10 protein-coding genes are annotated in these 13,332 nt (G+C 63.0%); 5 read left to right on the forward strand and 5 right to left on the reverse strand.

Translation table 11 applies throughout. From position 1 onward, the window contains the following. Positions 1-122: 122 nt before the first annotated feature. From HBA54_RS16200 to HBA54_RS16220, 5 genes are all read right to left on the reverse strand, one after another. The gene (locus HBA54_RS16200; RefSeq protein ID WP_167226459.1) at positions 123-665 is read right to left on the reverse strand and encodes a hypothetical protein; all 543 of its coding nucleotides are present in this window, start codon (positions 663-665) and stop codon (positions 123-125) included. 169 nt (positions 666-834) lie between these two features. Beyond that, entirely contained in the window at positions 835-1,974 is a 1,140-nt protein-coding gene (locus HBA54_RS16205) for an extracellular solute-binding protein (protein WP_167226461.1), read from the reverse strand. A 249-nt stretch (positions 1,975-2,223) separates the two neighbouring features. Further along, positions 2,224-3,435, reverse strand: coding sequence for a 5-aminolevulinate synthase (hemA, locus tag HBA54_RS16210; RefSeq protein WP_167226463.1), 1,212 nt, complete (start codon positions 3,433-3,435; stop codon positions 2,224-2,226). 279 nt (positions 3,436-3,714) lie between these two features. Next, a complete protein-coding gene (locus HBA54_RS16215) occupies positions 3,715-5,106 on the reverse strand; it encodes an aspartate aminotransferase family protein (RefSeq protein ID WP_167226465.1) in 1,392 nt (463 codons plus the stop codon). 138 nt (positions 5,107-5,244) lie between these two features. Next, a complete protein-coding gene (locus HBA54_RS16220) occupies positions 5,245-7,092 on the reverse strand; it encodes an ABC transporter ATP-binding protein (RefSeq protein ID WP_167226467.1) in 1,848 nt (615 codons plus the stop codon). A 301-nt stretch (positions 7,093-7,393) separates the two neighbouring features. On the opposite strand from HBA54_RS16220, the gene HBA54_RS16225 reads away from it, so the two are divergent. The 5 genes from HBA54_RS16225 (at position 7,394) to HBA54_RS16245 (ending at position 13,324) form a co-directional block, all read left to right on the forward strand. Next, positions 7,394-8,119 carry a DUF2927 domain-containing protein gene (locus tag HBA54_RS16225; RefSeq protein ID WP_167226469.1) on the forward strand — a complete coding sequence of 242 codons (726 nt, stop codon included), beginning with the start codon at positions 7,394-7,396 and terminating at the stop codon, positions 8,117-8,119. 74 nt (positions 8,120-8,193) lie between these two features. After that, complete coding sequence (locus tag HBA54_RS16230) at positions 8,194-9,429, forward strand: metal-dependent hydrolase family protein (protein WP_167226471.1); 1,236 nt, start codon at positions 8,194-8,196, stop codon at positions 9,427-9,429. Between the two features lie 195 nt (positions 9,430-9,624). Beyond that, complete coding sequence (locus tag HBA54_RS16235; protein WP_167226473.1) at positions 9,625-11,232, forward strand: ABC transporter substrate-binding protein; 1,608 nt, start codon at positions 9,625-9,627, stop codon at positions 11,230-11,232. Positions 11,233-11,320: 88 nt separating this feature from the next. Beyond that, complete coding sequence (locus tag HBA54_RS16240) at positions 11,321-12,346, forward strand: ABC transporter permease (protein WP_167226622.1); 1,026 nt, start codon at positions 11,321-11,323, stop codon at positions 12,344-12,346. A gap of 9 nt (positions 12,347-12,355) precedes the next feature. Continuing rightward, the gene (locus tag HBA54_RS16245) at positions 12,356-13,324 is read left to right on the forward strand and encodes an ABC transporter permease (RefSeq protein ID WP_322096052.1); all 969 of its coding nucleotides are present in this window, start codon (positions 12,356-12,358) and stop codon (positions 13,322-13,324) included. Positions 13,325-13,332 lie beyond the last annotated feature (8 nt).

Below are 13,332 nucleotides of genomic sequence, written 5' to 3' on the forward strand. Positions count from 1 at the left end.
TTTTGACGGAACCACTTCGTGGTTTCGACAAAACATGTGAATCCGATCGACATCAAACAGTTAGAGCAAATTCACCGGGTTGATGGATCGCTTTCAGCGATTCCATCCAACCCGGTTCTGCTCTAGGCGAGGCGTTCGCGCAGCCCGGCGAGCCATTCGACGCGTGCCCGGGTCTGGGTGATCTCTAGGTCCAGCCAATCCTGCAGATGGCCGCTTTCTTCGGCATGGTGCTGGCGCAGATCGGTGAGCCGTGCCAGTTCGCGTTCGCCAATGTCATGCAGCAGTTCGGTTTGTACCTTCTGACCCTCCGCATCCAGCAGATGCAGAAACCGCATCTTCAGGGCGATGATCAGCTTGTTGAGGTCGCTGACCTGCGGGCGGACGTTGGCGGATAGCAGACGCAGCATTTCCGCGCGGCCCTGTTCGGTGACGGTGAGGGGCGCGTCCTCGCTTTCCGCCTCGGCATCGACGGCGGTCACCAGACCCTCGACCTTCAAGACCTCCAGAGGAGCACCCACCAGATCCAGGGAAGGGCCGACGATACGGCCGGTAAAGTGCCGCACCTCACGCGCCAGTTCCGCATAGGACGCCGGCGCATTGGCCAGGATACCCAAGGCCAGAAGGCGGATCGCTTCGCTGGGGATCAGCGTATTGTCGCGGTACATGAAGCCAAGTTCCTGTCAGCTCACGGGGCGAACCCATGGTCGGCTGGAAAGATCAATTGCACTGGCCTGAATATAGCGTGTTACGACCTGTTTGTCCATGAATTTGAGAATGATTCGCAATTAAGGGCGAATGGTAAACCGCCAGAGGCTTTTCGGGCCGGAATCCGTTCTATTTGGCCAGCCAGGCATTGAATCTTTCGACCAGGGCCTCGCCGTTTTCAGCCCAGAAGGCGGTACTGTTTCGCAGCGCCGTCGTCAGATTGTCCGGATAGGTCGGCAGCAGGGAGGTCATGTCGACGCCGTCGGCCGGGGCGTAAGCACCGACCAGGGCCGTGGATGACTTGCGGGCGGGGCCGTAGGGCGTCCATCTGGTCAGTTCCGCCAGCGGTTCGGTGCTTGTGGCGAAGCGAATGAAATCGACGGCCTGGTACTTGTTGCGTGAGCCTTTGGGAACCGCCCAGAAATCGGCGTCCCAAACCTGATGGTCCCAGATAAGCGTGTAGGCCTTCTGGTCCACTGCGATGTCCTTGAAAATGCGGCTGCTGTAGGTCGAGGTCATGAGCACGGCCTCGCGCGCCAGGAGCTGGCCCGGTTCCTTGCCATTCTCCCACCACACGATCTCGTCCTTGATGGTGTCCAGTTTGGCAAAGGCCCTGTTGATGCCTGCCGCTGTCGCCAGAAGGTCGTAGACCTCCTCGGGCGGCACCCCATCGGCAATCAGGGCCCACTCCAGATTGACCTTGGGGGATTTGCGCAACCCCCTGCGGCCGGGAAAATCATCGAGATTGAAAAGGTCAACCAGGCTGTCGGGCTGGTTCTCTCCGGCCCGGTCGCTGTCCACCGCGATCACCGTCGACCAGACGGCGGAGCCCACTGCGCAGGGGTGCAGTGTGCCCGGCAGGAAGTCTTCCACAGCCGCGGTGCCGTCGGGGGCCGGCGGCAGCAACAGTGAAAGCCGTTCCAGGAGCCCTTCGTTGCAGCCCGCCTCGGCATCGGCCAGGCCGATGTCGACCACATCCCAATAGATATCGCCGCTTTCCACCTGAGCCCGGATTTCCGCCAGGCCGCCCTGGTAGTTCTCCGTCATGATCCGCAGCCCCGTCGCTTCGGCGAAGGGCTTGTAAAAGGCCTCTTCCTGGCTGCGCGCATAGCTGCCGCCCCAGGATACGACAACCAGACTTTCCGGCGCCTCGCTGTCCTGGGCCAGTACCGGCGACCCACCCAGCAAGGTCCCGGCGGAGAGGGCCCCGGCGAGGAAAACCGCCCCCGACAGGCTTGTGGCTGCATTGGTTGTCCTGAGTTTGAGCATGGCGTTTCCCAGTTGTAGCTGTCGGAGGAGCAGCGCCGGCCTTGGTCTCGGTCGCCGGTGGTCTCGAATCCAACCGGCCAACAGCATCACGCTCCAGGACCGCTTCGGCAATCCCCGACGAAGCGCCCTTTTTCGCACAGTTCCCGGCTGGTGTCCGGAGGCAATATTCTGGCAGGGATATGGAGACCGGCAGCGGCTGTCACCACTCTCCCTACGGCCGTCCCTGCGGCCTTTCTTGCGGGCCCGTTCTTAGGCGGCGCGGCGCAGGTCCATCGCCTGCCAGATCTCGCTCAATGCCTTTACCAGGCTGTCCATGTCGTCGTCGCTGTGCAGGGGCGAGGGGGTGAGACGCAGACGCTCCGTCCCGCGCGGCACGGTTGGATAGTTGATGGGCTGAACATAGATCCCATAGTCGTCCATCAGCCGGTCCGTCACGGCGCGGCAGGCCACCGGATCGCCGACCAGGATCGGCACGATGTGGCTTGCCGACGGTATCACGGGCAGGCCGGCCGCCTCCAGGCGCCGCTTCAGGGTGGCCGCGCGCTCCTGATGAGCGTTTCGCTCCGACTGGCTGCGGCGCAGATGCGCAACGCTGGCCAGCGCGCCGGCGGCGATCGCCGGGGGCAGGGAGGTGGTGAAAATAAAGCCGGAGGCGAAGCTGCGCACAAAGTCGGTAAGGTTCGCCGAAGCGGTGATGTATCCGCCCATTACGCCGAAAGCCTTACCCAGAGTGCCTTCGATGACCGTCACCCGGTCGGCGATGCCGTCGCGCTGGGCGATGCCGCCGCCTTGTTCGCCATAGAGGCCCACGGCGTGGACTTCGTCCAGATAGGTCATCGCGCCGTGCCGCTCGGCGACGTCGCAGATCTCGTCGATCGGGGCAATGTCGCCGTCCATCGAATAGACCGATTCAAAGGCGACCAGCTTCGATCCCGCGGGATCGCTCTCGGTCAGCTTGCGGTCCAGGTCTTCCGGATCGTTATGGCGGAAGATCGCTTTTTTTGCGCGGCTCTGGCGGATGCCCTCGATCATCGAGGCGTGGTTCATGGAATCGGAGAATACGGTGCAGTCCGGCAGACGGCTCGCCAGTGTGCCCAGGGCGGCCCAGTTCGACACATAGCCGGAGGTGAACAGCAGGGCCGATTCCTTGCCGTGCAGGCTCGCCAGTTCCTGCTCCAGCAGAACATGGTAGTGGTTGGTGCCGGAGATGTTGCGGGTGCCGCCGGCGCCGGCGCCGCAGCGGTCGATCGCTTCGTGCATGGCTGCCGTGACGGCGGGATGCTGACCCATGCCCAGATAGTCGTTGGAGCACCAGACGGTGACCGGCCTTTGACCCGCCGGGCCATGGTGCGTCGCCTTCGGGAAATCGCCCTTTTTGCGCTCCAGGTCGGCAAACACGCGATACCGGCCTTCGGCTTTCAGCCCAGCCATTTCCTCAGCAAAAAATCGCTCGAAGTTCATGCGCTTGATATCTCTCAATCCGTTCCGCGGCGTCTTTTGCTCCGCTTGCCGGCAATTTTAGCAATGCTGACGGCGTGGTCCTTGATGTTCATCAAGCGATGTTCATCAACCGCTCCGCAGCGTCTCAGCCCTGCCTCACTGCAACTTTAGCAATACCGGCAGGTGCGGTCATAGTTAATCCTATCCGATTTAACAAAGCTTTGTGAACAACGCGTCAATACGCCGCATAACCTGGGGTTTTATGTCTCCCGGCCCAGATGCGCCTCGGCCAAAATACGGTCAGGCCACGGCGGCCAGACCCTGCTCGGCCACCCAGGCTTCTGTCTCCGCCAGGGCCGCGGCAAAGCCGTCCAGCAGGATATCGATCTCCGCCTCGGTGATGATCATCGGCGGGCAGGCGGCAATGGTATCGCCGAGATTGCGGAAGATGACACCCTTGGCCTGGGCGCTGGCGGCGAAATAGGCGCCGACCTTGCCGATGGGATCGAAGGGGGCCTTGCTGGCCTTGTCGGCGACCAGTTCGACCGCGGCGATCAGGCCGATGCCCCGCACCTCGCCGACGATGGGACTGTCCTCGAAGCGGCGCAGGCCGTCCTGCAGGCGGGGCCCAACGGCTTGCACCTGCTCGACGATCTTGCGCTCTTCATAGATCTTCAGGGTTTCCAGGGCGACGGCCGCGGCGACCGGATGGGCGCCATAGGTATAGCCGTGTCCGAAGGAGCCGAGCTTGGCGGAATTGTCGGCCACCGCCTGATAGATGGGGTCTGAGACCAGAACCGCGGAAATCGGCGCATAGGCGCTGCTCAGCTGCTTCGCCAGGGTCATGATATCCGGCTTCAGGCCGAAGGTATCGCTGCCGAACATCTGTCCTGTGCGCCCGAAGCCGCAGATCACTTCGTCGGCGATCAGCAGGATGTCGTACTTCTTCAGGACCGCCTGGATTTTCGGCCAGTAACTCTCCGGCGGCACGATGACACCACCGGCGCCCTGCAGGGGCTCGCCGATGAAGGCGGCCACGGTATCGGGCCCCTCGCTCTGGATCAGCTCTTCAAGTTCCTGGGCCAGGCGGTCGGTGAAGGCCTCCTCGCTCTCGCCCTCCTGGGCGAAGCGATAGTAATGCGGTGCGCCGGTATGGATGATGTTCTTGATCGGCAGATCGAATCCGGCCTGAACATAGGGCATGGCGGTCAGGCTGGCGGCGGCGATGGTGACCCCGTGATAGCCCTTAATCCGGCTGATGATCTTCTTCTTTTCGGGCCGGTCCAGGGCGTTGTTGTAGTACCAGACCATCTTGATCGCGGTGTCGTTTGCCTCAGAGCCGGAGTTGGCGAAGAAGACCTTGGTCAGCTGAGCCGGCGTCATCTCCACGATCTTTTCGGCCAGATCGACCACCGGGCTCGCGGTTTTCTGCGCGAAGGAATGGTAGTACGGCAGCTTGGCCATCTGGTCGACGGCGGCTTTCACCAGGCGCTCCTCGCTGAACCCCAGGCCGGTGCACCAAAGGCCGGCCAGGGCTTCCAGATAGCGGTTGCCCTGATCGTCGATCACATAGACGCCTTCGCCCCGGTCGATAATCACCGGGCCCTCGTCCTCGTTCTTGCGGGCGTTGGTATAGGGGTGAAGGTGATAGGCGATGTCCCGGCTGGCTGCCGAGTTCGACCGGACGGTCATGCTGTTCTCCCGATTACGCGCTGTGATCCGCTTGAGCCGTTTCTTTCGGCTGCTGACGCCAGCCTACTATTCGCGGCCTTGCCCGGCCAAGCTTTGTCGACGCATGGCCGGGCAGGGCCCGGTGCATGGCGGCAGAGATCAGGAGGCTTTGCGTCCTTCGTCAATCCCCAGGAAGCCGCCGGACTGGCGTTCCCACAGCCGGGCATAGAGGCCGCCGAGGCGCAGCAACTCGGCGTGGTTGCCCTGTTCGACGATGTGGCCCTTGTCCATCACCACCAGACGGTCGAGCGCGGCGATGGTCGATAGACGGTGGGCGATGGCGATCACGGTCTTGCCGGTCATGAGGTTCTTCAACTGACCCTGAATGGCCGCTTCGACCTCGGAATCCAGGGCCGAGGTCGCCTCGTCCAGCACCAGGATCGGGGCATCCTTCAGGATGACGCGGGCAATGGCGATGCGCTGGCGCTGGCCGCCGGAGAGCTTCACACCGCGTTCGCCGACGTGGGCATCGAAGCCTTGCCGGCCCTGAAAGTCCTCCAGCTCGGGGATGAAGGCCGCGGCTTCGGCCATCTCGGCCGCTTCGCGCATGGCCGTTTCGCCTGCTTCCGGCCGGCCGTAGAGAATGTTGTCGCGGATGGAGCGGTGCAGCAGGGCCGTATCCTGGGTCACCATGGCGATCTGGGCGCGCAGGCTGTGCTGGGAAACCTCGGCGATGTCCTGCCCGTCGATCAGGATGCGCCCGCTCTCCAGGTCGTAAAACCGCAGCAGCAGGTTCACCAGGGTCGACTTGCCGGCGCCGGAGCGCCCGACGATGCCGACCTTCTCCCCGGGCTTCACGGTGAGCGAGAGTTCCTCGATCACCCCTTCGGCCTTGCCGTAGTGAAAACGGATGCCCTCGAAACGGACCTCGCCGGCACCCACGCTCAGGGTCCTGGCTGCCGGATGATCCTGCACCGCGTAGGGCTGGGAGATGGTTTCGATACCGTTCTGCACCGTCCCGATATTCTCGAAGAGGTTGGTGACGGTCCGCAGGATCCAGCCGGACATCTGGGTCAGGCGGATGATCAGGCTGATCGAGATGGCGATGGCACCGGTGGAGATGCTGCTGCTCATCCACAGGGCGATGGAAAGACCGGAGACGAGGACGATGAGCGCCGTGTTCAACAGCGTCAGGACCACCGTCATGCCGATGACCGAGCGCATCAGATGGCGCAGGGCCGCCGTGTGACGGCCGACGACCTCGCCGACGAAGCTGTCCTCGCGCTCGGTATCGGCGAAGAGCTTCACCGACTGGATGTTGGTGTAGCTGTCGACGATGCGCCCGGTCAGCGCCGAGTTGGTTTCGGAGAGGGTTGCCGACTTGCGCCTGACCGGGGGCACCATGAAGTAGATGACCGCGGCATAGGAAAGCACCCAGGCCAGAACCGGCAGCAGCAGGCGCCAGTCGATGCCGGCGAAGAGCACCAGCGTACCGACGAGGTAAATCAGCAGAAACCAGACCCCGTCGATGACGTTGACCACGGCTTCGCGCAGGGCGTGGCCGGTCTGCAGAACCTTCTGGGCGATCCGCCCGGCGAAGTCGTTGTTGAAGTAGGAAAGGCTCTGGCGCAGGACATAGCGGTGATTGAGCCAGCGCACCCGGTTGGTGAGGCCGGGAATCAGGCTGAGGTTGATGAGGCCGCGCGAGGCCAGAACCGCAATGGGGCGCAGAACCACCGCCACGAAAGCCATGCCGGCCAGGGCCCAGGCGTGCTCGCGCAGGAAGGTCTCGGGGGAGCCCACGGTCAGCCAGTCCACCAGCTTGCCGAGGAAGGCATAGAGGGCGATCTCCGCCACCGCGGCCACGGCTGAGACGGCCAGGGTAATCAGCAAAAGACCTTTGATCGGCGCCAGGAAATGGATGAAGAAGGCACGGGTCATGGTCGGCGGGCGTTCGATCGCCGCCGGCGTCAGGGGATTGAACAGGCGTTCGAAAAAAGCGTACATGCGGGGGCCGGCTCTCCTGATTCGGTTTCGTATCGGCGGCGCGGCTCCGGCAAGACGTGTTGCGCCGCAGTGCTGCCTGGCCGCGCGGGAACCTGGCGCCTGCGGGTACCAGGCGCCTAAGGTCTATTTGAGGCGCAGCGGCGATTTGGCAAATGCGGGTGGGAGCAATGCGCTGATCAGGATCATAACAGCTTTCGGCAAACCGACCTTTGCGAAATCGGAAGCCCTGCCAATCAGGGCCTTCGCCGTATCCTCCTGCCTTCTCCTGACAGTTCTTTGCGCCTGTGTTCCGACCCGTCCTGTGGCCGATCCGCGGGACGAGGCCCTGCTGCAGAATTTTCGCAGCGTCGCCTACCAGACCGAGCGGCCGGTACTGGGCAACGACGGGCTTCCGCGCGCCCGCCGCGATCACCTGGCCAAGTGGACGCTGCCGGTCCGCGTGGCGCTGGTCGCCGGCGATGCGGCGGGTACCTCCACCCCGGTGCCGCCGGCTTTCCGGCAGATGGCGGCGGGCCATTTGGCCGAGCTTGCCGAACTGACCGGTTTGGACATTGCCGCCGCCTCGGTTGCCGGGGCCAATCTTCTGATTTTTCTCGCCGACGACCCCTTCGCGGCGGCCCGCCGTCATCGCGGTCTCTTTGCCCACAAGATTGCCGATGGGGCCAGCTACGATGTGCTGTTGGCCCGGATGGAGCGCTCGGCGACCTGTTTCGGGTTCGTCTGGGGCGGCTGGCCCAGTGGCCGCAGCATCGACTTCGCGGTGACCTTCATCCGCAGCGACCGGGGCGAGCGTACCATTGAAGGTTGCCTGGTGCAGGAGGTGACCCAGGTCCTCGGTCTGATGAACGATCTCGATCTTTCGGCGGACTCGGTGTTCAGCGATTCGGGTCGCCAGGTCGCCCTGACCACGCAGGATCGCCGGCTCATCCGGCTGCTCTACGACCAGCGCCTGCGACCCGGAATGTCTTGGTCCGAGGTCGAACCCCTGGCCCGCACCATTCTGCGCGAGCAGCGCCAGGACGGCTGATTGCCACTGCGGGTGCAAACCCCTAGCATGACTTGAAAGCACAGAGGCTCGATACCGGGGGAGACGGCGACACCATGGCGCAGGTGCTGTTCAAGAATTGCAGTTTGTTTGACGGGCTCGGTTCCGAACTGCTGGAAGGTCGCCACGTCCTGGTGGAGGGCGAACGGATCAAGGAGGTGTCGGACCGGCCGATTACCGCAAGCGAGGCGGAGGTCATCGACATTGGCGGCCGCACCCTGATGCCCGGCCTGATCGATGCCCATTTTCACGCCATGGCGGCCGATCCGGATTTCGCCAAGATGGAGGTCATGCCGCGCTCTCTGCTGGCCCAGCATGCCCGCCATCTGCTGGAAGCGGCATTGGCGCGCGGCTTCACCTCGGTGCGCGATGCCGGCGGTGCGGACTATGGCTTGGCGATGGCGATCAAGGCCGGCCTCATCAAGGGGCCGCGGCTGTTCTACTCCGGCCGCGCGCTGACCCAGACCGGCGGCCATGCCGACTTTCGCGCGCTGGAGGATCACAGCGCCTTTTGCTTCTGCGGCCAGGGCAGCCATGTTTTCGGGGTTATCGCCGACGGCGTGCCGGCGGTGCGCCAGGCGGCCCGCGACGAGCTGCGCAAGGGCGCAACCCAGATCAAGATCATGGCGTCCGGCGGCGTTGCTTCGCCGAGCGATCCGATCTGGAACCTGCAGTACTCGGAAGAGGAGATCCGCGCCATTGTGTGGGAAGCCGCGTCCTGGCGGACCTATGTGATGGCCCACGCCTATACGCCCGAAGCGATCACCCGCTGTGTGCAGTTCGGCGTACGCTCCATCGAACATGCCAACCTGATCGACGAACCGACGGCGGCGCTTTGCGCGGCGGAGGGTGCTTTTGTCGTGCCCACCCTGGTGACCTATGACGCCCTGCATCGCTTTGGCCCCGATCTGGGCCTGCCGGCGGTCAGCCAGGAGAAACTGAAAGCGGTGCGGGCTGCCGGCCTGGTATCGCTGGAGATCCTGAAGGCTGCGGGGGTGACCATCGGTTTCGGGACCGACCTTCTGGGCGATATGCAGGCCCACCAGTCCGGTGAATTCCAGATCCGTGCAGAGGTGCTGTCACCGGCGGAGATATTGCGCTCCGCCACCTCTGTGAACGCCGCTTTGTTGAATGCGGAGGGGGAACTGGGCGTGGTTGCAGCGGAAGCTCAGGCTGACCTTATAGTAGTTGACGGCGACCCCCTGGCGGATCTGTCGCTGCTGCAGGATCAGGGCGCACGGATCCCGATGATCATGAAGGCGGGCAGCTTCGCAAAGCGCGAAGCGCTGTAGCCCTGCGCCAAGGGCCTGGCGAGGCACCGGGCGCCTGCGCTGAGGGCTGGTAAGCGGCTTGTTATCCTGGTCCGCCTCAGGCTAGGCTGTGGCCCTCGCAAAACACCAAATCCCCGAGCTTACCGGCCTTTACATCTTGACGGCTGGGTAACCGAGGGAAGCGGATAGACAGGGAAAACGACGAGGGAGATAGCAATGAAGTTGCGACGAGGAGTGAGTCTGCGCCGCGGTCTGCTGGCTGCGGTCGCCGCTGCGGCCCTGGCGGCTGGTGGGGCCGCCGCCGATGCGAAGACCTTCAAATGGGCCTTTCAGGGCGATGTTCAGACCATGGATCCCCATGGCCTCTTTGAAACCTTCACCCTGGGCTTTCAGTCCAACTTCTACGAAGGGCTGGTGACCCGGACGCCGGATCTGGAGCTGATTCCGGCCCTGGCCACGTCCTGGGAGAACATCAAGCCCGATACCTGGCGTTTCACCCTGCGCAAGGGCGTGAAGTTTCACAACGGCAATGACTTCAATGCCGACGATGTGATCTTTTCGGTAGAGCGCATCAACACCGAGGGTTCGGATCTGAAGGTGACCGCGGCCCTGATCAAGGAAGCGGTGAAGGTCGACGACTATACGGTCGACATCGTGACACCGGCGCCCGACCCGATCCTGCCGCTGCAGCTCGAAATCTTCTACATCATGGATAAGGAGTGGGCGGCGGAGCACAACACCACGGCGGCAACCAACGTCAAGGGCGACGACCAAGGCAACCACGCCAACATCAACGTCAACGGCACCGGTCCCTTCATGGTCACGGAACGCCAGCCGGATGTGAAGACGATGCTGGTGCCCAATCCCAACTGGTGGGGTCAGAACCAGAGCAACGTTACCGAGGCGATCTTCACCCCGATCAGCCAGGATGCGACCCGCGTGGCGGCGCTGATTTCCGGCGACGTGCACATGGCCTATCCGATCCCGGTGCAGGACTGGAGGCGCCTTGACGACGCCACCGGCGTCAGCCCGCTGACCGGCCCCGAGTCGCGTACCATCTTCCTGGGCTTCGATCAGGATCGCGACGAGCTGCTGGCCTCCAGCGTGAAGGGTAAGAACCCCTTCAAGGACAAGCGCGTCCGGCAGGCGTTTTATCAGGCGATCGACGTTGAGGCGATCAAGCAGAAGGTGATGCGCAACTCGGCGACGCCCAGCAATCTGATGGTGGCGCCGCAGATCAACGGCTTCAATGCAGCGATGAACGAGCGCTTGCCCTTCGATGTGGAGACCGCCAAGGCGCTGATGGCCGAAGCCGGTTACGGCGACGGTTTCGAAGTCACCATGGACTGTCCCAACGACCGCTATGTGAACGACGAGCGGATCTGTCAGGCGGTGGCCTCCATGCTGGCGAAGATCGGTGTGAAGATCGACCTGTTGGCACAGACCAAGTCGAAGTACTTCGGCAAGGTTCTGGCCCAGAACGACTACGACACCAGCTTCTATCTGCTGGGCTGGGCGCCGAACTCCTTCGATTCCCACAACCCGATTTCTTCCTTGATGTCCTGCCGGGTAGACGGCAAGGGCTCTTTTAATCTGGGCGGCTATTGCAATGAGCGGGTGACGGAGCTGGCCGATCTGATCCAGGTTGAGACCGATCAGGAAAAGCGTCAGGCCCTGATCGACGAGGCTTTCAAGATCCACTCCGACGATGTGGGGCACATTCCTCTGCATCAGCAGCCCTTGTCCTGGGGGGTGAGCGACGATGCCACCGTCGCGCAGCGCCCGGACAATGTGTTTCGTCTGCAGTATGTGACGGTAAAGTAAGTCTCCAGATAAGCTCGGGGCCCGAACCAGGTGGTTCGGGTCCCGGTTCGCCGTGTTCCGCCCTTCATCGGCCGGGGTTTTCGATTTCATGATCGCCTTTGTCGTCCGACGGCTCCTGCAGTCCATCCTCGTGATGCTGGCAGTCGGCTTTATCGCCTTCTCCCTCTTCACTTATGTGGGCGATCCGATCAACAACATGGTGGGGCAGGATACCACGCTGGAGCAGCGCCAGGAGCTGCGCGAGCGTCTCGGCCTCGACGATCCGTTTTTCGTGCAGTACGGAAGCTTCCTGGTGAAGGCGGTACAGGGCGATTTCGGCATCTCCTACCGCCACCGCCGCCCGGTTTCGCAACTGATTGCGGAGCGTATGCCGGCGACCCTGGAGCTTTCTCTCGTTGCCGCCTTTCTGGCGCTTTTTATCGGTGTGCCCATGGGGGTTTATACCGGATTGCATAGACGCGGGTTTCTCTCACAGGTTTTTCTGACCGTCTCCCTGATCGGCGTGTCGCTGCCGACCTTTCTGATCGGAATTCTGTTGATTCTGATCTTCGGCGTGATGTCGCAGGACATCAATCAGGCGATCGGCTTCTCGCTTTTGCCGCAGCTGCCGACCTTCGGGCGCGGCGATGTCACCCAGGTCGGCTGGTGGAGCACCGGCTTTCTCACCAAATCAGGCCTCCTGGCTTTGATCCTGCCGTCGATCACCCTGGCGCTTCTCCAGATGACCCTGATCATGCGCCTCGTGCGCTCGGAGATGCTGGAGGTACTGCGCACCGACTACATCAAGTTCGCCCGGGCCCGGGGGCTCAGCAACCGTGCCGTCAACTTCGGCCATGCGCTGAAGAATACCCTGGTGCCGGTGATCACCATTACCGGGCTGCAACTCGGCTCCATCATCGCCTTCGCGCTGATCACCGAACAGGTCTTCCAGTGGCCGGGCATGGGCCTGTTGTTCATCCAGGCGATCAACGAGGTCGATATTCCGGTCATGGCGTCCTACCTCATGATGATCGGCTTCTTCTTCGTGGTCATCAACCTCATCGTCGATCTGCTTTACTATGTGGTCGACCCGCGCCTGCGTGCCGACAAGGCCGTTGCCGCCGGGCATCAATAGGGGGCGGATGTGACAGTGGGAGAGGAAAAACAGATCGTCGTGAGGCCCGGGCTCGCCGAGCGCATGGTCGATGTCACCAGACGGTTTTTCGACAGCGATCTCTGGTACTCCTTTACCCGCTCGCCGGTCATCATCGTTTCGGCCTTCGTTACGCTCCTGTTCGTGGGCTCGGCGGTTTTTGCGCCGCTGGTCGCTCCGAACGACCCCTTCGATCTCGCCAGCATCGACCTGCTCGACTCCTTCATTCCCCCGATCTGGCAGGACGGCGGGGATTCGCGCTTCCTGCTGGGCACCGACGACCAGGGGCGCGGCATCTTCTCGACCATCATCTATGGCTCCCGTATCTCGCTGGGGGTGGGTTTCGCCTCGGTGCTCTTCGCCATGGTTCTCGGCATCAGCCTCGGCCTCATCAGCGGTTACTTCGGCGGTGCCGTGGATGCGGTCATCATGCGCGCCGCCGACGTACAGCTGACCTTCCCGGCGATCCTTATCGCCCTGCTGATCGACGGTCTGGCGCGGGCCGTGCTGCCGCGGGACTTTCACAGCGAGGTCTGGTTCTACGTGCTGGTCCTGGCGATCGGCCTGTCGTTCTGGGTTCAGTATGCACGCACGGTGCGCGGCTCGGCCATGGTGGAGCGCAACAAGGAGTATGTGCAGGCGGCCCGCGTCATCGGCATTCCGCCTGTCCTCATCATGCTGCGCCATGTCCTGCCCAACGTCATGGGGCCGGTACTGGTGATCGCCACCATCAATCTGGCCATTGCGGTGATCACCGAAGCAACGCTTTCCTTCCTCGGCGTCGGCGTGCCGCTGACCTCGCCGTCGCTGGGCACCCTGATACGGGTCGGCAACGACTTCCTGTTTTCCGGCGAGTGGTGGATCACCATCTTCCCCGGCCTGGCGCTGGCGGTGCTGGTGCTGGCGGTCAACCTTCTGGGCGATTGGCTGCGCGACGCGCTCAATCCGAAACTGCGCTAGGTCAGGGT

The organism is Pelagibius litoralis (assembly GCF_011683915.1).
In the GTDB taxonomy this organism is placed as follows: Bacteria; Pseudomonadota; Alphaproteobacteria; order Kiloniellales; family Kiloniellaceae; genus Pelagibius; species Pelagibius litoralis.